Origin of the sequence: Micromonospora sp. DT43, assembly GCF_049841645.1 — a bacterium.
Lineage (GTDB): Bacteria > Actinomycetota > Actinomycetes > Mycobacteriales > Micromonosporaceae > Micromonospora.
Genome location: NZ_JBNCKR010000015.1, coordinates 1 through 19,518, shown reverse-complemented (window position 1 = coordinate 19,518; position 19,518 = coordinate 1). Strand labels below are relative to the sequence as shown.

Below are 19,518 nucleotides of genomic sequence, written 5' to 3'. Positions count from 1 at the left end.
CCGTTCGTGCCCGCCGTGACGGCGGCTCCTAGGCTCGCGCCCCGCCGTCGACGCGAAGCACCACGCCGGTCACGAACGACGACCGGTCGCTGAGAAGCCATGCGGCCGCCTCGGCGATCTCCTCCGGCTCGGCCTGGCGGCCCAGCGGTGTGGCCGCGATCAGGCGCTCCACCAGGCCGGGCGAGTTCTCCTGCCACTTGTCGATCATCTCGGTACGGGTGTTGCCCGGAGCGATCGCGTTGACCCGGATGCCCTCCGGCGCGAAGGTGATCGCCGCCGACTCGGTCAGGCTGTTCACCGCACGCTTCATGGCCCCGTACGCGGGCAGCGCCGGATTGCCCGCGAGGCTGCCGACGCTTGAGTTGTTCACTATCGCCCCCTGGCCGGCCGTGGCCCGGATCGCCTCGACCTGGGCGACCATGGCCAGCCACACACCTCGCAGGTTGACCTGGTAGAGCCGGTCGAAGTCGGCCTGGCTCACCCGGTCGACGGGCCCCGGTGCGGTGATTGTCGCGCCGTTGTTGAAGGCCACGTCGAGTCGTCCGTAGAGGTCGACGGCCCGGTCGATCGCCGCCCGGACGCTGTCCGGGTCGGCCAGGTCGCACCGCACGTGTTCGGCCGTGCCGCCTGCCGCCCGGATCTCGTCGGTGACGGCCCTGAGCTGGGATTCCGTCCGCGCTGCCAGCAGCACGCGCGCGCCCTCGCGGGCGAAGAGCCGGGCCGCCGCCGCGCCGATGCCCCGTCCCGCCCCGCTGACGAACGCGACCTTGTCGTTGAGCAGTGGTGTCATGCCGCCAGCCTGCGTCCGGCGTCCGGGCCGTAGCCAGGCACCGTCGATACCTGGCTGAGCCCCTCCGGCGACGCACACTTGTGGGGTGGATCGACAGGAGCTGGCTCTCTTCCTGCGCAGCCGACGCGAGCGGATCACCCCCGCCGAGGTGGGCCTGCCGGCCGGTGCCCGGCGCCGCACGCCCGGGCTGCGACGCGAGGAGGTGTCCCGGCTGGCGTTCATCTCCATCGAGTACTACACCCGGCTCGAACAGGCCCGCGCCCCGCACCCCTCGTCCGAGGTGTTGGCCGGCCTGGCCCGCGCGCTGCGACTCTCCGACGCCGAGCGCGACCACCTGCACCACCTGGCCGGTCGGCCGCCGGCCCCGCCCTCCGGGCCGCCGCGCGCGGTGCGGCAGAGCATCCTCGACCTCATCGAGCGGTTACCCCAGGCGGCCGCCCACGTGACGTCGGCCAGCTTCGAGGTGATCGCCTGGAACGATCTCGCGGCGGCGCTGATGGAGGACTTCTCGGCGCTGCCCCGCCGCGACCGCAACCTCGTCCGCAAGGCATTCCTCGGCCCGCACCCGGACGGCCGGGCGCTGTACGGGGTGTCCGACGTCGAGGAGTTCGCCCGCAGTTCGGCCCGGCGCCTACGGGCCACCGCCGCCCGCTACCCCGACGATCCCGAGGTCGCGGCGCTGGTCAGCGACCTGCTGGCGGGCAGCCGGCGGTTTCGCGACCTGTGGGAGTCGCACGACGTCGACGACGAGCGCACCCTGGTCAAGACCTTCCAGCACCCGCTGGTCGGCCCGGTGACCGTGAACTGCGACGTCCTCGACATCGCCGACCGCGACCAGCGGCTCGTCATCCACACCGCAGTGCCGGGCTCACCCTCCGCGGAGGCGCTGCGCCTGCTCTCGGTGCTCGGCACCCAGCGCATGACGGTCAGCGCCACCGAGCCCTGACCGCCCGGCTTCGAGGGTGACGGTGGCGTGCCCGACGCGCACGGCGGACCCGCCGAGGTGCCCGATCCGGGCCGCCCGAGGGTGAACGATCGGTCAAAGTCGGCGCGTAATTGATCGCGTTGCGCATTCTTTCCGTGAGGAGTCATGTGGGCGCGGACGCGCCTGCCCCGATCGGAGGAATCGCATGATCAGCACGTCTCGTTCCCGGTTCCGCGTGCTCGCGGTCATCGGGATGGCCGGTGTCCTGGCGGCGATCGGCCCGGTGACCCAGCAGGCGTCGGCCGCCGAGGTGGCCGAGGGCGCCACCATGAGCGCCAACGCCCGGGTCGACATCCCGCGCATCGCCTCGTCGATCAAGCCGCCGGCGGGGTCACGCCCGGTCGGCGCGTACGTCGTCACTCGCGGAACGCAGACCTACACGTGTACCGGTGGCGTGTTCACAGGCGCGTCCGTGCCGGAGGCCCAGCTCATCGGCACCGGTGGCCGGGTTCACCACTTCCGGGGGCCGAGCTGGCAGTCCGAGCGCGACGGCTCGCTGATCACGGCGAAGAAGACGGCGGAGCGCCCCCGTGCGGGGACGATCCCCGAGCTGCTGCTGACTGTGGACACCCATGTCGGCAGCGGCATTCTCGGCAACGTCGCGTACGTCAGCCGCCTGTTGACCTCGGGTGGCGTCGCCCCGGCGGGCGCCTGCGTCGACGGCGCGACGACGGCGGTGCCGTACGGCGCGGTGTACGTCTTCTGGGCCGCCAAGCGGTAGCCGCGCCGGCCCTTCGGCGTCATCTGTTGCGGCGGTGGTGGACGATCAGCGCCGCCGCGCAGAGCACCGCGACCAGGCCGAACACCGAGCCGATCCACGGGTTGTCCGCGACTGTCGAGAACACGGCGTTGGTTGCCGCGGCGAGAAGAAGCACCAGCCACAGCAGCGGGCGTAGCAGGCCGCCGGGCCGCTCCGCCGCGGCGGCCGGGGCCTCGGTGCTGCGGTACCTGTCGGTCATGACTGTCTCCCTCGGGGACGTTTCGACGACACCACCGACGCTAGGCGGGTGACAGCGGCGGGGACGATCCCGCCAGCTCGACGACAGTGGTACAGCAGGCTGTACTTTCCGCCGCGGGCGCTGCCGGCCGTGCTCGCACTGGCCTATGTTGGCCCGGGAGGTGGGCGGCGATGGCGTACGTGCGGGGCCGAATTCGTGCGTCGGTGGACGCCGTCGAACACCTCGTCGGCGGGCTGGGCACCGCGCTGCTGGCGTTGGGCGCGCTGTTCTGGGCGGTGGTCGTGGCAGTGACCTGCCTGGTCGGGGTGGGCCTGCGGATGGCGCCCGGGGCGTTGCGGGCGGTGCGCTCGGTGGCCGACCGGGAGCGCGGCCGACTGTCCCGTCGGGGCACGCCGATCCCGACACCCGGGCCGGTGCCGGAGGAGCTACGGGAGGCGGTACGCGACCCGTTCGTCCGCCGGGAGCTCGGCTGGGTCACGCTCCACTCGATCACCGGCCTGGTGTCCGGACTGGTCGGCCTCGCCCTACCGCTCTACGCTCTCCAGGACATCACGTTCCCGCTGTGGTACCGGCTGGTCCGGCCCGAGGACGGCGCACCGGGGTTCTTCTGGTGGCGCATCGACGGGCTCTCCGAGGCGCTCGTGGTCGGTGTGCTCGGGGTGGGCTGGCTGGTCGCCGCGGTCGGGTTCGGCCCTGCGCTGGCCCGCTTCCAGGCCTGGCCGGGCCGGTGGCTGCTGTCCCCGCCGCCGGGTGTCGACCTGTCGCTGCGGGTCGCCGCGCTGACCGCCACCCGGGCCGCGGCGCTGGACGCCCACGCCGTGGAGTTGCGCCGCATCGAGCGGTCGCTGCACGACGGTACGCAGAATCGGCTGGTCGCGGTGAACGTGCTGTTGGGTGCCGCGCGCCGGGCGGTACGGCGTGACCCGGACCGGGCCGACGAGATCCTCGGGCAGGCCCAGGACGCGGCGGAGCAGGCGCTCGGCGAACTGCGGACTGTGGTGCGCGGCATCCTGCCGCCCGTGCTGGACGACCGGGGCCTCGCCGGGGCGCTGGCGGGTCTGGCCGGCAGTTGCGCGGTGCCGTGCCGGCTCGCTGTGGACGTGGCCGTCCGCTGCGCGGCGTCGGTGGAGGCGACCGCGTACTTCGTGGTGGCCGAGGCGCTGACGAACGTGGTGCGACACAGCGGGGCGAGCCGGGTGGATGTCACAGTGCGCCGCGAGCACGGCAGGCTGCTGGTCACCATCGAGGACGACGGACGCGGCGACGCCGACGAGGCACGCGGCTCCGGGCTCACCGGCATCCGCCGGCGGGTCGAGGCGTACGACGGGCGAATGGCGCTGACCAGCCCAGCGGGAGGGCCGACGAGGATGCACGTGGAGCTGCCATGCGGATCGTGATCGCCGAGGACGACCCGCTGCTGCGCGAGGGGTTGGCGTTGCTGCTGCGGGCGGAGGAGCTGGACGTGGTCGCCACGGCGGGCACCCCGGGAGAGTTCCTGGTGGCTGTCGACGAGCACGCGCCGGACGTGGCGATCGTGGACGTACGGATGCCGCCGACCCACACCGACGAGGGCATCGTGGCCGCTGTGGAGGCCAGGCGGCGCCGGCCGGGCCTCGCGGTACTGGTCCTGTCGGCGTACGTGGAGCAGGCGTTCGCCACCGAGCTGTTCTCGGTCGGCGCCTCCGGGCTCGGTTACCTGTTGAAGGAGCGGGTGGGCCGGGTCGAGGAGTTCCTCGCCGCCCTGCGTCGCGTGGCGGACGGCGGCAGCGTGATCGACCCGGAGGTGGTGGCGCAGTTGCTCGCCCGCAACCGCCGGCCGGACACGGCGCTGGGCGAGTTGTCGCCGCGCGAGCGTGAGGTGCTGGGGCTGATGGCCGAAGGGCTCGGCAACACGGCGATCGCCGAGCGGCTGTTCGTCACCGACGGCGCGGTGCACAAGCACATCCGGAGCATCTTCGCGAAACTCCAGCTTCCGCCGGACGACAGTGCCGACCGCCGGGTCACCGCTGTGCTGCGCTACCTGGACGGCGGCCAGCGGTAGCACCCGTCGACGCTTGCCCAGCAGGTCGCGCCCGCGAGGGACGAACGGCCCGGCACGCGACTCGGGGCGGGTTCGGCGTGGTGCCGGACCCGCCCCGAGTCATGGGTGGTGGAGCGTCAGCGGCGCAGGGTGAGCAGGCCGGGGCGGTACGGCAGCAGGCCGTAGTCGACGCCGTTGGAGCTGGGGGATCGGCCCTGGTAGAGCAGTTGCAGGTTGCAGGGGTCGACGGTGAAGGTCTGGTCGGCGCTGGTGCGGATCAGCTCGCCGTGGCTGATGTCGTTGGTCCAGGTGGCGCCGCTGTTGGCCTTGCCGGCGAAGGGGTTGCTCTCGGTGGCGGCCTGGGGGGTCCAGGTGCCGCCGAGGCTGGTGGCGGTGAAGGAGCGGAAGTAGCGGCCCTGGGAGCCGATGGCCTCGACGAGCATGAGGTAGCGGTTCTGGCCCTGCAGCTTGTAGACCTGCACGGCTTCGAAGAGGTTGTTGGTGGAGTCGCTCATGATGGTGGTGTAGTTGCTGCCGAAGCTGCCGGGGAAGTTCCCGATCGGCATGCTGGCGCGGTAGATCTTGCCGTTGTCGCCGGCGAAGAACAGGTACATGTTGGTGCTGTCGGCGATGAGGGTCTGGTCGATGGGGCCGGTGCCGGAGCCGGAGATGCTGCCGGTGAACAGGGTCTGCGCGGCGGACCAGCCGTTGGGGTTGGTGGGGTCGGTGGAGGTGCGGTAGGAGAACGCGGTGCCGCCCCACTGGTAGGCCAGGACCCAGATGTTGCGGGGGGCGAAGTAGAACAGGGTGGGCGCCACGGTGCCGCTGTTCATGGTGTTCTGGCTGGCCGAGGCCATGTCGGACCAGTTGGTGAACAGGCCGAAGTTCATCGAGCCCCACCGGCTGCCGAAGTCGTGGGTCGTGGCGTAGACCAGCTGCCGGCCGTTGTACGGGGCGACGGTGAAGTCCTTCAGCGACACCCAACCGGACTTCGGCTGCGCCAGCGCACCTGTCGACGACCACCGGTACGACGACGGCAGGTCACACGTGGTGGGTGGCGGCGTCGTTGGTGGCGGGGTCGTGGGCGGTGGGGTCGTGGGCGGCGCGCTGGTGGGCGGTGGGCTCGTCGGCGGTGCGGGCGTGTCGGTCACCGGTGGTGTCGGCGTGGTCCCACCGTTGCAGGTCACGCCGTTGAGGGCGAAGCTCGTCGGGTCCGGGTTGCTGCTCGTCCACGACCCGTTGAAGCCGAACGACACAGTGCCGTTGGTCGCGACCGACCCGTTGTAGCTCGCGTTGCGTGCGGTCACCGCGGCACCGCTCTGCGTCAACGCCGTGTTCCACGACTGTGTGACCGTCTGCCCGGCGCCGTACGACCACGTCAGTGCCCAACTGCTCAACGGATCGCCCAGGTTGGTGATCGTCACGCTGGCGCCGAACCCGCCCTGCCACTGCGACGACACGGCGTAGTTCACCGAGCAGCCCGCAGCGGCGGCACCTGCCGGCATTGCCACGACGACAGTGGCGGACGCCAGCAACGCGACACCGGCCGAGACGAGGCCCACATTGGTCGGTCTGAATATGGTCATCAAGCACCCTCCTGACGGGACGGCGGCCTCCACATTCGTGGGGATCATTGTTAGGTGAGCGTTAACAGCCGCGTCGGTCATGTTACGGGAGCGCTCCCAAACCATCAACCTCGATGCCTTGGAGGCGGACGGGCGCAGCCGTGCGGCCGTTCGGGCACGTCAGCAGGGTCGTCCTGGTGTGCTGCGCCAGGTCGCCGCCGCGGCCGCCGCGCTCGTCGGGAGGGGCGAGGGTTATCGATAACATTGTCATCGACCAATTCGTCAGAGCCAGACGACGATCCCGGTCAGGTCGTTGAGCACGGCGGCCACGCCCGCCCGGACGGCGTCCGCGCAGCGCTCGGCCGTGAACGAACCCGCGTCGTACGACGAGGACATGCCGAGCCCCTCGCCACGGTACGAGGCTCCGTCCCAGTCGACGGCTGTGACGTTGTGGGTGGGCTCGGCCAGTTCGGCGCCGACCACCAGGAACTTCTCGTCCAGGTGGTTCGGGGTGACCAGCGCGAGGGCGTCGATGAGCTCGTTGCCCGCGCTGACGATGAGGTCCGGGCCCATCTCCATGGCCTTGCTGATGCTGGGGACCGCGTCGTGCGCGTTGTCGACGACGACGGTCCTCAGGTCGACGTGCTCGTCGTCGGCCCAGTCCCGCACCGCCGTCACGAGGGCCTTGGTCGGTGCGTCCGTGCCGGCGGTCAGCAGCACCACCCGGTAGTCCTTCGACGGGTGGACGTCGGCCCACGATCCGGGCCGCGGCGTGATCGTCGCCTCCGGGGCGGGCGGCGTCGAGGTGTCGACGAATCCAGGGCCGAGCGAGCCGACGGCGCTGGGCGCGGGACGCGGTTGGGACCAGTCGTCGCCGGAGTTGCAGGCGGCGAGGAGCGCGGCGGTCGCGGCCAACAGGGCGACGACCCGAAGCGGGGGGCGCAAGGTGATCGTCCTTTCGGATGGTGGCGGGAAGTGCGCGTACGCCTCGTATTCCTATCCCAGATCCGAACGCCACCAATCCGTGGACGGTCGCCCCGGGTGTTTGTTCGCCATCGGTTCGTCGGCGGGCGGGTTGGTGTTCACCCACGGGGTGCAGCGTGCACTGGCCAACCGAGGGAGTCGCATGCTGGTGCACATCCGCCGTACCGTTGTCGTCGCCGTTGTCGCATTTTTTGCGACGGTGCTTCCGTTTCTGGGTGGCGGACCGGCGTTCGCGCACGGCTTCTCATCGACCGTTTACGCGAAAATTACCGCCGGAGACGAGGGTCACATTCGCTCCGAGGTGGAGCTCGAATACGACCTCCTAGTCGTGTCGGCCGCCGATTCCGGTGCTGACGATCCGCTCTTTCGGGTGGGAACGGCCGCCTTCGAGGCGGGCGACTCCGCGGCCCAGGCCGCAGCCCTGAAGGCGCACGCCCCGACGGTCCTGCGGTATGTCGCCGACCGCCTCTCGGTGACCGCGCGAGGCGTGGCCTGCCAGCCGACCCAGGTGCGTGACGCCACGATCGGCGCGCGCGAGGGGGTGCCGTACGCGGACCTGCTGCTGGACTGGACCTGCGCCGAGCGCGCCGACGAGCACGAGGTGCGCAGCGGTCTCTTCCCGGACGACGAGGCGTACGTCAAGGGCACCAAGACGATCGTCACCTACGAGATCGACGGCCGCTCCGGCAGCGCCGCGCTCGACGCCGCCAATCCGTCCTTCTCGACGGCCCAGACCGCCTACCAGCGGTTCGGTGAGTTCTTCCTGCTGGGCGCCGAGCATCTGCTGTCCGGAATCGACCACATCCTCTTCCTGCTGGCGCTCATCGCCGGGTCGCGGCGTCTGCGGGAGATCGTGCTCGCGGCCACCAGCTTCACCCTGGCGCACTCGGTGACGTTCCTGCTCGCCGCACTCGGCCTGGTCGAGGTGCCGGCGCGGGTCGTGGAGCCGGTCATCGCGCTGTCGATCGCCATCGTGGCCGGCTGGCACCTGTGGGGGATCTGGCGGCGCGGTGACCACGCGGGCGATCTGGAGACGGCCGGGCGTGGTCACCTCAGCCTGGACCGCCGGGGCTGGATCCGCCTCGGGGTCGTCTTCTGCTTCGGCCTCGTGCACGGGTTGGGCTTCGCGGGCGCGCTGGGCATCGACGAGGCGTGGTCGTGGACGCTGCTGTGGTCGCTGCTGGTGTTCAACGTCGGTATCGAGGTCGTCCAGTTGACGATTATCGCCGCGGTCTTCCCGTTGCTGTTCGTGCTGCGTCGTCGTGCGCCGAAAGCGGGTCTCTGGGTGACCGGTGCCGTTTCGGCGGCAGTGTCCATCATGGGGCTGATCTGGTTTGTTCAGCGCGTCACCGGATCCTGAGTACGGCTAACCACTTCGTGAAGTGCAGCCATTCGCAAGATCACGTTCATGACGGGTTCATCGGCCGCAGAAAGTTTTGAACTGCTTCCCCGGCGTCGGGTGAAGAACAATCCATTTCTCTATTCGAAAAGGGAACAATGTCGATGACATTGAGCACCTCGACACGGGCCCCCGGGCCCGTGCGGCGGCGCGTTGTCGCCGGGGTCGTAGCCGGATTCCTGGGAATGGGCGCGGCCCTCGGTAGCGGTCTGCTGACCGCCGCCAGCGCCGCCGATCCCACCACGGTGTCCGGGATCGTCCTCGGCGTCGGCGCCAACGAGACCCAGCGCATCGTGTCCTGGTACTCCTCGGCCGACACCGCCCAGAAGATCCAGCTCGCCCCGACCGCCGAGATCGTCAACGGCGAGTTCCCGGCGAACGCCGTCAGCTTCGACGCGGTCGGCGCGGCGAACACCTCCACGACCGGCTTCAACCGGCACGCCACGATCAGCAACCTGCGCGAGAACACGGCGTACTCGTACCGGGTCGGCGCCGAGGGCAGCTGGTCGCCCGCGTACGCCTTCAAGACCCAGGACTTCGAGGGCGACTACGACTTCCTGTTCTTCGGTGACCCGCAGATCGGTTCCTCCGGTGACCGGCTCAAGGACCAGGCCGGCTGGGAGGAGACCCTGAAGGTCGCCACCGGCGCCAACCCGAACGCCGAGCTGCTGGTCTCCGCAGGCGACCACGTGGAGAGCGCCAACGACGAGGGCCAGTGGACGTCGTTCCTGGCCCCCGACCAGCTGCGTCAGGTCCCCCTCGTCGCCACCATCGGTAACCACGACGTCGGTGGCAAGGCCTACGAGCAGCACCACTTCACCCCGAACACCGACCGCTCGGCCCAGTACTACAACGGGGACCAGGCGACCCGGTCCGGTGGCGACTACTGGTTCATCCACAAGGACGTGCTGTTCATCGACCTGAACAGCAACAGCTACGCCAACCCGGCGGACGGCTCGGCCGGCGGCGACGCGGCGCACGTCGCGTACGTCACCGACGTCATCAAGAAGCACGGCTCCGAGGCTAAGTGGAAGGTGCTCGTCTACCACCACTCCATCTACTCCCCGGCCAGCCACGCGACCGACACCGACAACAAGCAGCGGCGGGAGGACTTCACCACCGCCTTCTCCAACCTCGGCGTCGACATGGTGCTGCAGGGCCACGACCACAGCTACTCGCGCAGCTACTCGATCAAGAACGGCCAGAAGGAGAACCCGGCTGAGAAGCCCGGCGCGCCCGAGGTCTACCCCGGCCCGGGTGGCGTCATCTACGTGACTGCCAACTCGGCGTCCGGCTCGAAGTACTACGACATCAAGAAGCCCGACGACACCGGTACGGGCATCCGTGGCAACGGCGCCGACCCGCTGGACCCGGACAAGTACTGGTACAACTCGTCGCAGAACCAGGAGCACGTCCGCAGCTACGTCAAGGTGCAGGTGCGCGGCGACAAGCTGGTCCTGGCGAACGTGCGCAGCGGCACCTGCGCGGCCCCGAACGCGGCAGTGGAGAAGGGCCTCTCCTGCGTCAACACCCCGGACGGTCAGCCGGTCGGCTCGGTCACCGACAAGGTGACGGTGCACCCGTACCACGGTGACGGCCAGGCCATCCAGGTGAACGTTCCCAACGCGGCGCCTGGCGAGTTCGGCTGGACGATCGACGGCTACAACGGTCTGGTCGACCTGGGCACCGCGCAGGAGCGCGACGGCACCTACTTCGAGGCGACCGGCAAAATCAACCCGATCCTCGTGTCGGACAGCCGCCGCTCGCTCGCCCCGTGGTCGATCTCGGCAAGCGTCGGCGACTTCTCCGACGCCGACAAGACGTTCTCCGGCTCGTACCTGGGCTGGACCCCGTACGTCCTGGACGCCGGCGCGGGCGCCCAGGCCGGCGCCGCCGTCCTGTCGTCCCTCGACGACCAGGGCAAGGGCCTCTCGGCCTCCAGCGGGCTCGGCGCGGCCGTTCAGGGTCACCCCCGGGGCGGCGCCAAGCTCGGTGCCGACCTGGACCTGAAGATCCCGGACAGCATCGCCAAGGGCAGCTACCGCACCACCCTCACGATCACTGCGCTGAGCAGCTGAGAAGAACCTGTTCCACCGGGCGGGGCAGGCACCTTCGGGTGCCTGCCCCGCCACCGGTTAGCCCACTCCCAAGATCACCTCAAGGATCCGACATGCAACCGTCCGTAACGCGCTGGAAGACACTCGTTCGTACCACCGCGCTGTCCCTGCTCGCCGTCGTCGCGGCAGCCGGCGTCGGCACCGGCCCCGCCCGAGCGGCCGACGGCAACGTCGCCTGGACGGTTCGGACGGCCTCGAACAGCTACGGCGAAGCCCGGTCCAGCTACAGCTACAACGTCAACCCCGGTGGGGCCGTCGAGGACGCCATGGTGGTGGCCAACCGTGGCCCGGCACCGCTGACCCTGGCCGTGTACGCCGCCGACGGCTTCACCACCGACGCCGGGCAGCTCGACCTGCTCACCAGGGACAAGAAGTCCGTGGCGGTCGGCGCGTGGGTCAAGGCCAGCGCCGGCAGCGTCGTGGTCCAGCCCGGAAAGACCGCGCAGGTCCCCTTCACGATCAACGTCCCCGCCAACGCCACCCCCGGAGACCACGTCGGCGGCATCCTCACCACGCTGACGCAGGCCGACCAGGCCGAGGGCATCAACGTGGACCGGCGCCTCGGCATCCGGATCTCGCTGCGGGTCGGCGGCGAGCTGAAGCCGAACCTCGCGATCGAGAACCTCCACGTGACGTACGACGGGTCGTCCAACCCGCTCGCCAAGGGTGACGCCACAGTCGCCTACACGATCCGCAACACCGGCAACGCCGCCCTGTCCGGCAAGCAGGCAGTCTCGGTCTCGGGTCCGTTCGGCGTACTGCGTGCCCGGGCCGGTGACATCGCCGCGCCACCGCAGCTGCTGCCGGGCGAGAGCTGGGACGTGACGGTGCCCGTCCGCGGTGTCGCTCCCGCCGTCCGGCTCGCGGCGACCGCCACCGTCACTCCGCTGCTCACCGACGCGTCGGGCTCCACCACCTCGCTCAGGACGGTGGAGGCCACGGCGCACGGCTGGGCCCTGCCGTGGACTGTCGTCCTGGCGCTCGTCGTGCTGATCGCCCTGGTCGTCGGGGCGTACCTGTACCGCCGCCGCAGCCGGACGCAGCGCCGGGCGCGCGAGGACGCCCGGGTGCGTGACGCGGTCGCGCAGGCCCTCGGCGGTCGGGAGCCGAAGACGTCCTGAACGCCTCTTCTCAGCGCCGCCACGTCCGGCGGGGACCGCGCGTCGGATCAGGTCGACGGTGACACCCGACCACCACTGTCGCCCTTGTGGGTGAACGGCACTCAGCACCGGGTCGGGCCCGCCGCCGACCCGGCATGCTGCGACGGTGACGCCGGCCCGGAGAGGAAGTCCACATGGTTGACGCGGACGTGCCAGAGCGGATGCAGGCTGCGGCCCTGGACGAGTTCGGCGGGCCGGAGGTGATCACCCTGCGGAAACTTCCGGTGCCGGAGGCCGCAGACGACGAGGTGCTGATCAGGGTCCTGAGCGCCGGCGTCGGGGTGTGGGACGTGTACGAGCGCCAAGGCGTGCTGGTGCCCGAGGGCAGCGAGTTTCCGATCGTGCCCGGCTCGGACGGCGCCGGAACCGTCATCGCGGCCGGCAGTCAGGTGACCGACCTCGCGGTGGGCGACCTGGTCTACGTCTCGGCCACCACCCGACCGAAGGGCGGCTTCTACGCCGAGTACGCGGCCGTCAAGGCCGAGTACGCCGCGAGGCTGCCCGACGGTGTGCCGGCCGAGCACGCCGGCGCCATGTCCACCGACGCGCTTACCGCGCTGGCCGGGCTGGACACGCTCAGCCTGCCGCGCGGCGCCTGGCTGTTGATCTTCGGCGCGAGCGGCGGGCAGGGTCACCTGGCCGTGCAGTTGGCCAAGCGGCAGGGCCTCAACGTCATAGCGGTGGCCTCCGGCCCGGACGGGGTGGCGCTGGTGACCCGCCTCGGCGCCGACGTGTCTCTCGACGGGCACGCCGACCCCGCCGAGGTGCTCGCGACGATCCGGGACGCCGCCCCGGGCGGGGTGGGCGGCATCCTGGCGATGGCCGGCGGCAAGACGCTGGACCGGCTCACCGAGACGCTTTCCGACGGCGCGGTCGTCGCGTACGCACACGGGGTGCGGCCGGAACCGCGCGAGCGGTCCGGTGTGACGGTCCGGGCGTACGACGGTGTGGCCAACCGCCAACAGTTGCAGCGCCTCAACGAGCTCATCGAGGCAGGACCGTTCGTGGTGCACGTCGCCGAGACGTTCCCGCTGGGCAAGGTGCACCAGGCGCACAAGCGCCTGGAGACCTCCTACCTGGGCAAACTGCTGCTGACGATCGCCTGAGACGTCAGCCGACGCGCTGCTGCGGCACGCGTACCGACGCCATGCCGGCCGCCGTCGCGGCCTGGATGCCCAGGTCGGTGTCCTCGAAGACCAGGCAGGAGCCCGGGGGTACGCCGAGCTGCCGCGCCGCGAGCAGGAACGCCTCCGGGTCGGGCTTGGCCCTTGTGTAGTCCTCGGCGCACACCAGCACGTCGAAGCGGTCCAGCAGACCGAGCGCGTCGAGGGAGGCGGTGACAGTGGCGCGGGTGCTGCCGGAGACGACGGCGAACGGCACCCGGCGGTGCGCGTCGTGGATGTGCGCCACCACCTCGGGCACGGCGGTGACCTGCGGCAGCAGCTCCTGGAAGATGCGCTCGCGGTTCTCGACGACTGTCGCCACCGGCATCGCCAGGCCGTGCCGCTCGTTCAGCGCGACGATGATGTCGGCGGTCGGCCGGCCACCCCACGCGTAGAAGAGATCCTCCGGGAACTCGCAGCCCCACTCGTCGAGCGCCCGCTGCCACGCCACGTAGTGCAGCGGCATCGAGTCGACGATGGTGCCGTCGCAGTCGAACAGGTACGCGGCGAACTCACCGGGCGGCAGAGGCAGAGTCATCGGGGAAGGGTACAGCGGGCGTCCGCTCAGTCCCCGGTGACGGATGCCAACCGGCGCAGCAGGTGCGCCCGTTCCGGCTCGGTGCCGACAAGCGCCAACGCCGCCCGGTACGCCGTCGCGGCCTCGTCCAGGCGGCCCAGCCGACGCAGCAGGTCCGCCCTGGTCGCGGGGTACAGGTGATAGCCGCGCAGACGCGGATCCTCGGCCAACCCGTCCAGCAGGGCGAGCCCGGCGTCCGGCCCGTCCCGCATCGCCACGGCCGCAGCCCGGTTCAGCGCCACCACAGGTGAGGGGACCATCCCGAGCAGCACGTCGTAGAGCGCCACCACCTGGGGCCAGTCGGTGCTGGCCACGTCGGCGGCCTCGTCGTGCAGGGCGGCGATGGCTGCCTGCACGCCGTACGGCCCGGGCGCCGGGCCGGTCAACGCGACAACCACCAGCGAGCGCCCCTCGTCGATCATCGCGTGGTCCCACCGTGCGCGGTCCTGGTCGTCGAGGAGGACCACCGCGCCGTCCGGTCCGGTCCGAGCGGCACGCCGCGCGTGGACCAGCAGCAGCAACCCGAGCAGCCCGGCGACCTCCCGCTCGCCGGGCAGCAGCCGGCGCAGGATCCGGGCCAGCCGGATGGCCTCCTCGGCGAGGTCGGGCCGCTGAAGATCGGGGCCGGAGCTGGCGGCGTACCCCTCGGTGAAGACCGAGTAGACGGCCTGGAGCACCGTGGGTAGGCGTCCAGGCAGCTCGTCCGCGCCGGGCACCCGGAACGGGATGCGGGCGTCGCGGATCTTCCGTTTGGCCCGGACGAGCCGCTGGGCCATCGTCGCGTGCGGCACCAGGAAGGCCCGCGCGACCTCCGCCGTGGTGAGCCCGGCGAGAAAGCGCAGGGTGAGCGCCCCGCGGTCCTGCGCGGGCAGGGCCGGGTGAGCGCAGGTGAAGAAGAGCGCCAACCGGTCGTCGGGCAGGTCCGGGTCCACGTCGGCGGGCGGCGCGGGGTCGGCCCGCTCGGCCTCCGCCTGGAGTACGGCCAGCCGCGTCGCCAGCACCCGGTCGCGGCGCAACCGGTCGACGGCGCGGCGGCGGGCCGTGGTGAGCAGCCAGGCGCCGGGCCGGCTCGGGACGCCGTCGACGGGCCAGTGCGTCAGCGCCGCCTCGATCGCCTCGGAGGCGACCTCCTCGGCCAGGTCGAGGTCGCCGAAGCGGTGTACGAGCGAGGCGAGCAGCCGGCCGTGCTCCTCCCGGAACACCGCCTCCACCCCGGCTGTCGCCTCCGCGCCCGTCACGGTCAGACCTCGACCTCGATCTCGGCGACCGGGCGCACCTGCACCGACCCGCTGGCGATGGCACCGGGGCTGCGGGCCGCCCACTCCAGCGCGACGTCGAGGTTCGGCACGTCGATGATGTCGTACCCGCCGAGCACCTCGCGGGTCTCGGCGAACGGCCCGTCGGTGATCGTACGCTCGCCGTCCGGGCCGACCTGCACCGTCGTACAGGTGGTCAGGTCCTGCAACGGGTGCCCGGAGACCCAGATCCCGGCGTCCTTCATCTCCCGGTCGTAGCGGACCCAGTCCTCGAAGGTGCACCCGTTGCCGGCCTCGCCGTCGGCCGCGGGGGTCATGAACAGCAGCATGTACTTCACGTTTCGGCTCCTCTCGGTGCGGCGGGGTCGCCGTACAGCATGACGACGAACGAGAGCCCGGGATGTCGACACGGCACCTGGAACTTTTCCGAGGCTCAGGGGCGCACCGGTCGCGCCGGTTCGACCAGCTCGCCACGCCTGTCGATCCGCCGCTCGTACCAGGTTACGGCGATCAGCAGCAGGGTCAGCAGGGCCAGTTCGGCAAGCGCGGGCAGCGACCGCCCGACCGGCAGCAGGAGCAGCGGCAGCAGCGCGGCGACACCCTGCCCCGGGTGTACGGCACGGAGGGTGAGCCGGCGGAAGACCAGCCGTCCGAGCAGGTAGAGGGTGGCACCGCCGTAGAGGGCGGTGGCGGAGGACCAACTCAACCGGGCGGTGTGCGCCGGCTCCTCGGTGAGCTGGCCGAGCACCTGCTCGATGCCGAGCGCGACGTAGATGGTGCCGATGATCAGGGGGGTGTGCGCGAGGCCGTACGCGTCGCCGGCGACGTGGGAACGCCGTTCGGCGGGTACGCGCATGACGGACTGCCGGGCGGCGGGTGCCAGCCGGTCGAAGTAGAGCCACCACAGGCAGATCGTGACGACGAGGCCGAGCAGCGCCGCGACCAGGCCGGCCCCGGTCGGCGCCATCGTCCTCGGCCCGGTGCCCGCGGCGATCAACGCCTCGCCTAGCGCGATGATGAGCACCAGTCCGAACCGTTCGGTGAAGTGGTTCAGGCTGCGCAGTGGCCAGGGACGGTAGACGGAGGCGACGCGGGAGCCGCCGATGTCGACCAGGAAGGCGACCGTCCAGAGCGCGGTCTGGGCGACGCCACCGAGCAGCGCGCCGACGACGAGCGGGAGCCAGGCCGCGGTGACCGGCACGACGAAGAACCGCAGGGTCGAGCGCAGTTGTGGATCGTCGGCGCTCGCCCAGAGGAGCACCACGAGCTGCACCGCCCGGGTGACCAGGTAGGCCAGCGCGAGGGTGAGCGGCGGGTCGAAGAGGCCCGGGCGTTGCCGCCAGGCGTCCGGCAGCACCAGCGCGGCCACGAATATCGCGGCCATCGCCAGCAGGGTGGCCGCGCGGGCGGGGCCGATGTCCGCGCGGACCAGGTTTCCCAGCCAGAGGTACGGGCCCCAGGAGTAGATCAACAACAGGAGGAGGAGCAGCCCCTGGGCCAGGGTGAGCGCGGTCGGAGGCTGCGCCATGAACGTGATGACCCGGGTGAGCGCGAACACGAAGACCAGGTCGAAGAAGATCTCGAACATCGTCGTCCGGTGCGCGTCACCGGCCGGGACCGGACGAATCCCCCTCATCCTGGCATTCTGCGCCCTCCGGAGGGCACGTCGGGTCTCCCCGTCCGGATGGGGAGACCCGATCGTGGCCGCCGCCTCAGGCCGGCGCGTCCGTCCGCCGCCGGCTCCGCTCGGCCCGCCGCCGTATCTGCTGGTACGCCCCGGTCAGCCCCATGGCCCGGCGTACCTCCGCCACGGTCTGACGCACCTCCTGCCGGGTCCGCTCGGTGCCCTCGACGATCAGCCTGTCGACAAGCCCCCGGTCGGCCTCGATCGCGGCGCGGCGCTCCCTGATCGGCGCCAGGAACGTCTCCAACGCGACGACCAGCCGCTCCTTGACCTCCACGTCACCCACCTTCCCGGCGCGGTAACGGTCGGCCAGGTCGGCCACCTCGGCACGGTCCGGGTTGAACACCTCGTGGTACGCGAAGACCGGGTTGCCCTCCACCGTCCCCGGCACGTCGGCCCGCACCCGGTTCGGGTCGGTGTACATCCCGCGCACCTTGCGGCGCACCGTGGCCGCGTCGTCGGACAACGCGATCGCGTTACCCCGACTCTTGCTCATCTTGGCCGTGCCGTCGGTGCCCACCAGGCTCGGCGTGTCCGCCGGGATCAGCTCGGGCACCGGGAAGACCGGCCCGTACAGGTGGTTGAAGCGGCGGGCGATCTCCCGGGTCACCTCGACGTGCGCGGCGTTGTCCCGGCCGACCGGGACCACCTCACCCTTCACGCACAGGATGTCCGCGGCCTGGAGCACCGGATAACCCAGGAGCCCGTACGGCATCTCCTCCTTGCCGGCGTCGCGGGCCATGTCCTTCAACGAGGGCACCCGTTCCAGCCGGGGCACGGTCACCAGGTTCTGCAGGAGGGTGTTGAGGTCCCCGACCTCCGGAATGGCCGACTGGAGATAGAACGTGGCGCGCGCCGGGTCGACCCCGGCGGCGAGGATGTCGGTCACCATCTCGCGGGCGTTGCCGGAGACCTGGTCGATGTCCTCTCGGCGGTTGCGGGTGGTCAGCATGTGCAGGTCCGCGATGATGAAGAAGCTCTCGTAGCGCTGGTGCAGCCGCACCCGGTTGGCGATGCTGCCGACGTAGTGGCCGAGGTGCAGGCGGCCGGTGGGCCGGTCGCCGGTGAGCATGCGTGCGATGGACATGGCGAGGCGCCTTTCGTGCGGGTAGGTGGGTCACGCGTGGGCGCGCGCCGAGCGGGGCGGACTCGCCCCCTCGGTCAGCGGAAACAGGGCTCAGTGAGCCGTCCGCCATCGCGCGCCGGCGCGGAACCGCAGACCACCGGCACGAAGTACGTCCAGGAAGTGCTCACGGCCGTCGCCGGAGCTGATCGGGAATACGGGCACGACACCGCGTGGCAGACCGTCGACCACAGCGACGGCCTCCGACACGCAACTGCCCGTCCGGACCACGGCCTCACATTACCGGGGTGTCAGTCCCGAGGGGGCAGGTGACGGTCCGTGTAGTACCTGCCGACCCGGTCCCGGTACTCCTGGTCGGTCGAATCCGGGTCGTACGGCGGCGCGTCCTTGATCTCCTGCCGGGTCCGGTCGACGTGTACGACACGGTCCAGGTGGTCGACCCGTTCCACGGTGCCGGCCGGCAGCAGCACCTTCTGACCGAGGATCCACGGCCCGGTGTCCACCACCAGGTGTCCGGCGTCGGCCTCGTCGCTGGCCTCGTCGATCGTGCCGATGCGCCCGTCGCTCGCCTGCACGTGGTAGCCGACCAGGTCCACCGGAGTGCCGGGGCCGGGGGCGTCGGGGCCGTCGTGCACACCGTCCGGGCCGTCCGGCGGAGTGGCCGAGGGGGTGGCCTGCGTGTATCCGCCGGCGAGGGCGGAGGGGTCGCGCCAGGCCCAGGGATTGAAAATCGAGGGTTGCACCGGCACCTCCGGGGGACGGTTCTCAGCTGTCCTCCTTCGCAGTGCCCACCCGGGCGCGGCCGGAAACGGACCACCCGGGGTGCGAGCCCGGTCGCGGGTGCGGCCCGGCTGTCGCGCCCATCGCGTCCATGGGCAGCTCGTAGAACGTCCTTGGCCCGGCTCGCGGACGTCCTTGGCCAGCTCGCGGAGGGGATGCGCTGGCATACTCGGCTGCCATGGTGCTGTCGCGAGGGTGGGCGCTCTTCCTGGTCGGGGTTGGTATCTGGACCTGGGTGATCTGGCCGAGGTTCGCTGTCGCCATCTGGAAGGACCCGCGATCCTGGGCCTCGGGCACGGTGGCCGAGGGCGCCGCCACCAGCTTCCTCTGGGTGCACGCCCTGCTGATCGCCGCGTCCCTGGCCATCGGGACGACAGTCGGTGTACTCGGCATCCGAGCCTGGTTCGCCGCCCGCCGACGGCAGTCGCCCTGACCTCCGCCGCAGCTCAACGGGGCTCCGCGTGGTTGATCGGGGCCGGACGGGAACGAGTGTGACGCGGGACGCCACCCACCGATTTGACGATCAAACCCACGGACGCGTAACTTTCTCTCTGCCAGCGCGGAACGGGGCAAACAGGGCGAAAGACCTGGAGCACCGGATCGGGCAGGTAACCGGGTCAGGCAGGGGTTCGCCTCTGCGGGACGCGGTTCGGGCGGGGCTCACCGGATCAGCCGCGAGGCGGATTTGGTGCAGCGGAACCGACCGGGTAAGGTTCACGACCGGCAGGGCACCGGGCGAGACTGCGGGAGACCGCAGCGGCCGGCCTGCCAAATCCGACGACCTGACGCAGCGGTTCGCTGCTGCGTGAGTGCGCCGGGGCCAACCCGTACGAAGCACGACAGACCGGGACACACGGTTTGACACGGCGAAGACGGTGAGGTAACGTAGTAAAAGTGCCCGGCGCGCGAGCGGCGGGGACGCGGAACGAAAAGCCCCGGGATGGTGGCCCACAGGTTGGGTTGTCTGATCGGTGTGTGGTTGTTCTTTGAGAACT

The 19,518-nt window shown here is 71.1% G+C and carries 19 protein-coding genes; 9 read left to right on the top strand and 10 right to left on the bottom strand.

What is annotated here, in order from left to right; translation table 11 throughout:
* Positions 1 to 28 precede the first annotated feature (28 nt).
* Positions 29 to 790 (bottom strand): SDR family NAD(P)-dependent oxidoreductase, encoded by a 762-nt coding sequence (locus tag ACLQ26_RS27525; RefSeq protein ID WP_425747234.1) that lies wholly within the window; start codon positions 788 to 790, stop codon positions 29 to 31.
* 85 nt (positions 791 to 875) lie between these two features.
* On the opposite strand from ACLQ26_RS27525, the gene ACLQ26_RS27520 reads away from it, so the two are divergent.
* Both ACLQ26_RS27520 and ACLQ26_RS27515 read left to right on the top strand, forming a co-directional pair.
* A complete protein-coding gene (locus tag ACLQ26_RS27520; protein ID WP_425747233.1) occupies positions 876 to 1,736 on the top strand; it encodes a helix-turn-helix transcriptional regulator in 861 nt (286 codons plus the stop codon).
* A 184-nt stretch (positions 1,737 to 1,920) separates the two neighbouring features.
* Positions 1,921 to 2,496: a DUF3455 domain-containing protein gene (locus tag ACLQ26_RS27515; RefSeq protein ID WP_425747232.1), complete on the top strand. Its 576-nt coding sequence runs from the start codon at positions 1,921 to 1,923 to the stop codon at positions 2,494 to 2,496.
* Between the two features lie 19 nt (positions 2,497 to 2,515).
* Here ACLQ26_RS27515 and ACLQ26_RS27510 read toward each other — a convergent pair whose 3' ends face one another.
* Entirely contained in the window at positions 2,516 to 2,734 is a 219-nt protein-coding gene (locus tag ACLQ26_RS27510) for a hypothetical protein (RefSeq protein ID WP_425747231.1), read from the bottom strand.
* A 170-nt stretch (positions 2,735 to 2,904) separates the two neighbouring features.
* Between ACLQ26_RS27510 and ACLQ26_RS27505 the strand changes: the two genes are divergently transcribed.
* Both ACLQ26_RS27505 and ACLQ26_RS27500 read left to right on the top strand, forming a co-directional pair.
* Positions 2,905 to 4,131 carry a sensor histidine kinase gene (locus ACLQ26_RS27505; protein WP_425747230.1) on the top strand — a complete coding sequence of 409 codons (1,227 nt, stop codon included), beginning with the start codon at positions 2,905 to 2,907 and terminating at the stop codon, positions 4,129 to 4,131.
* On the top strand, positions 4,119 to 4,775 hold the full coding sequence (locus ACLQ26_RS27500; protein ID WP_425747229.1) for a response regulator: 657 nt from the start codon (positions 4,119 to 4,121) through the stop codon (positions 4,773 to 4,775). Before ACLQ26_RS27505 ends, ACLQ26_RS27500 begins: the two co-directional genes overlap by 13 nt.
* A gap of 116 nt (positions 4,776 to 4,891) precedes the next feature.
* Here the strand turns inward: ACLQ26_RS27500 and ACLQ26_RS27495 are convergent, their stop codons facing one another.
* Both ACLQ26_RS27495 and ACLQ26_RS27490 read right to left on the bottom strand, forming a co-directional pair.
* Positions 4,892 to 6,340, bottom strand: a complete 1,449-nt coding sequence (locus ACLQ26_RS27495) for a non-reducing end alpha-L-arabinofuranosidase family hydrolase (RefSeq protein ID WP_393291180.1) — start codon at positions 6,338 to 6,340, stop codon at positions 4,892 to 4,894.
* Positions 6,341 to 6,601: 261 nt separating this feature from the next.
* Entirely contained in the window at positions 6,602 to 7,264 is a 663-nt protein-coding gene (locus ACLQ26_RS27490; protein ID WP_425747228.1) for a hypothetical protein, read from the bottom strand.
* 181 nt (positions 7,265 to 7,445) lie between these two features.
* Here ACLQ26_RS27490 and ACLQ26_RS27485 point away from each other — a divergent pair, with 181 nt between their 5' ends.
* The 4 genes from ACLQ26_RS27485 to ACLQ26_RS27470 all read left to right on the top strand — a co-directional run bounded on the left by ACLQ26_RS27485 (position 7,446) and on the right by ACLQ26_RS27470 (position 13,085).
* Positions 7,446 to 8,663 carry a HupE/UreJ family protein gene (locus tag ACLQ26_RS27485; protein ID WP_425747227.1) on the top strand — a complete coding sequence of 406 codons (1,218 nt, stop codon included), beginning with the start codon at positions 7,446 to 7,448 and terminating at the stop codon, positions 8,661 to 8,663.
* Positions 8,664 to 8,887: 224 nt separating this feature from the next.
* A complete protein-coding gene (locus tag ACLQ26_RS27480; protein ID WP_425747226.1) occupies positions 8,888 to 10,780 on the top strand; it encodes a fibronectin type III domain-containing protein in 1,893 nt (630 codons plus the stop codon).
* A 92-nt stretch (positions 10,781 to 10,872) separates the two neighbouring features.
* Positions 10,873 to 11,940 (top strand): WxL protein peptidoglycan domain-containing protein, encoded by a 1,068-nt coding sequence (locus tag ACLQ26_RS27475; protein WP_425747225.1) that lies wholly within the window; start codon positions 10,873 to 10,875, stop codon positions 11,938 to 11,940.
* Between the two features lie 173 nt (positions 11,941 to 12,113).
* Positions 12,114 to 13,085, top strand: coding sequence for an NADP-dependent oxidoreductase (locus tag ACLQ26_RS27470; protein WP_425747224.1), 972 nt, complete (start codon positions 12,114 to 12,116; stop codon positions 13,083 to 13,085).
* Positions 13,086 to 13,089: 4 nt separating this feature from the next.
* Here ACLQ26_RS27470 and ACLQ26_RS27465 read toward each other — a convergent pair whose 3' ends face one another.
* The 6 genes from ACLQ26_RS27465 to ACLQ26_RS27440 form a co-directional block, all read right to left on the bottom strand.
* On the bottom strand, positions 13,090 to 13,680 hold the full coding sequence (locus ACLQ26_RS27465) for an HAD family hydrolase (protein ID WP_425747223.1): 591 nt from the start codon (positions 13,678 to 13,680) through the stop codon (positions 13,090 to 13,092).
* Positions 13,681 to 13,706: 26 nt separating this feature from the next.
* Positions 13,707 to 14,957, bottom strand: a complete 1,251-nt coding sequence (locus ACLQ26_RS27460; protein WP_425747222.1) for an RNA polymerase sigma factor — start codon at positions 14,955 to 14,957, stop codon at positions 13,707 to 13,709.
* Between the two features lie 2 nt (positions 14,958 to 14,959).
* A complete protein-coding gene (locus ACLQ26_RS27455; RefSeq protein ID WP_425747374.1) occupies positions 14,960 to 15,304 on the bottom strand; it encodes a YciI family protein in 345 nt (114 codons plus the stop codon).
* A gap of 104 nt (positions 15,305 to 15,408) precedes the next feature.
* Positions 15,409 to 16,611 carry a low temperature requirement protein A gene (locus ACLQ26_RS27450; RefSeq protein WP_425747221.1) on the bottom strand — a complete coding sequence of 401 codons (1,203 nt, stop codon included), beginning with the start codon at positions 16,609 to 16,611 and terminating at the stop codon, positions 15,409 to 15,411.
* A 76-nt stretch (positions 16,612 to 16,687) separates the two neighbouring features.
* Complete coding sequence (gene trpS / locus ACLQ26_RS27445; protein ID WP_425747220.1) at positions 16,688 to 17,746, bottom strand: tryptophan--tRNA ligase; 1,059 nt, start codon at positions 17,744 to 17,746, stop codon at positions 16,688 to 16,690.
* 287 nt (positions 17,747 to 18,033) lie between these two features.
* Entirely contained in the window at positions 18,034 to 18,486 is a 453-nt protein-coding gene (locus tag ACLQ26_RS27440) for a PRC-barrel domain containing protein (protein ID WP_425747219.1), read from the bottom strand.
* A 215-nt stretch (positions 18,487 to 18,701) separates the two neighbouring features.
* Between ACLQ26_RS27440 and ACLQ26_RS27435 the strand changes: the two genes are divergently transcribed.
* The gene (locus ACLQ26_RS27435) at positions 18,702 to 18,956 is read left to right on the top strand and encodes an SCO4848 family membrane protein (RefSeq protein WP_425747218.1); all 255 of its coding nucleotides are present in this window, start codon (positions 18,702 to 18,704) and stop codon (positions 18,954 to 18,956) included.
* Positions 18,957 to 19,518: the final 562 nt, after the last annotated feature.

Bases quoted from the DNA above. Each gene is read 5' to 3' on its own strand.
- ACLQ26_RS27510 (WP_425747231.1), bottom strand. From the start codon at position 2,734: ATGACCGACAGGTACCGCAGCACCGAGGCCCCGGCCGCCGCGGCGGAG.
- ACLQ26_RS27505 (WP_425747230.1), top strand. From the start codon at position 2,905: ATGGCGTACGTGCGGGGCCGAATTCGTGCGTCGGTGGACGCCGTCGAA.
- ACLQ26_RS27515 (WP_425747232.1), top strand. From the start codon at position 1,921: ATGATCAGCACGTCTCGTTCCCGGTTCCGCGTGCTCGCGGTCATCGGG.
- ACLQ26_RS27480 (WP_425747226.1), top strand. From the start codon at position 8,888: ATGGGCGCGGCCCTCGGTAGCGGTCTGCTGACCGCCGCCAGCGCCGCC.
- trpS (WP_425747220.1), bottom strand. From the start codon at position 17,746: ATGTCCATCGCACGCATGCTCACCGGCGACCGGCCCACCGGCCGCCTG.
- ACLQ26_RS27435 (WP_425747218.1), top strand. From the start codon at position 18,702: ATGGTGCTGTCGCGAGGGTGGGCGCTCTTCCTGGTCGGGGTTGGTATC.
- ACLQ26_RS27455 (WP_425747374.1), bottom strand. From the start codon at position 15,304: ATGCTGCTGTTCATGACCCCCGCGGCCGACGGCGAGGCCGGCAACGGG.
- ACLQ26_RS27500 (WP_425747229.1), top strand. From the start codon at position 4,119: ATGCGGATCGTGATCGCCGAGGACGACCCGCTGCTGCGCGAGGGGTTG.
- ACLQ26_RS27485 (WP_425747227.1), top strand. From the start codon at position 7,446: ATGCTGGTGCACATCCGCCGTACCGTTGTCGTCGCCGTTGTCGCATTT.
- ACLQ26_RS27450 (WP_425747221.1), bottom strand. From the start codon at position 16,611: ATGAGGGGGATTCGTCCGGTCCCGGCCGGTGACGCGCACCGGACGACG.
- ACLQ26_RS27470 (WP_425747224.1), top strand. From the start codon at position 12,114: ATGGTTGACGCGGACGTGCCAGAGCGGATGCAGGCTGCGGCCCTGGAC.
- ACLQ26_RS27475 (WP_425747225.1), top strand. From the start codon at position 10,873: ATGCAACCGTCCGTAACGCGCTGGAAGACACTCGTTCGTACCACCGCG.
- ACLQ26_RS27525 (WP_425747234.1), bottom strand. From the start codon at position 790: ATGACACCACTGCTCAACGACAAGGTCGCGTTCGTCAGCGGGGCGGGA.
- ACLQ26_RS27465 (WP_425747223.1), bottom strand. From the start codon at position 13,680: ATGACTCTGCCTCTGCCGCCCGGTGAGTTCGCCGCGTACCTGTTCGAC.
- ACLQ26_RS27495 (WP_393291180.1), bottom strand. From the start codon at position 6,340: ATGACCATATTCAGACCGACCAATGTGGGCCTCGTCTCGGCCGGTGTC.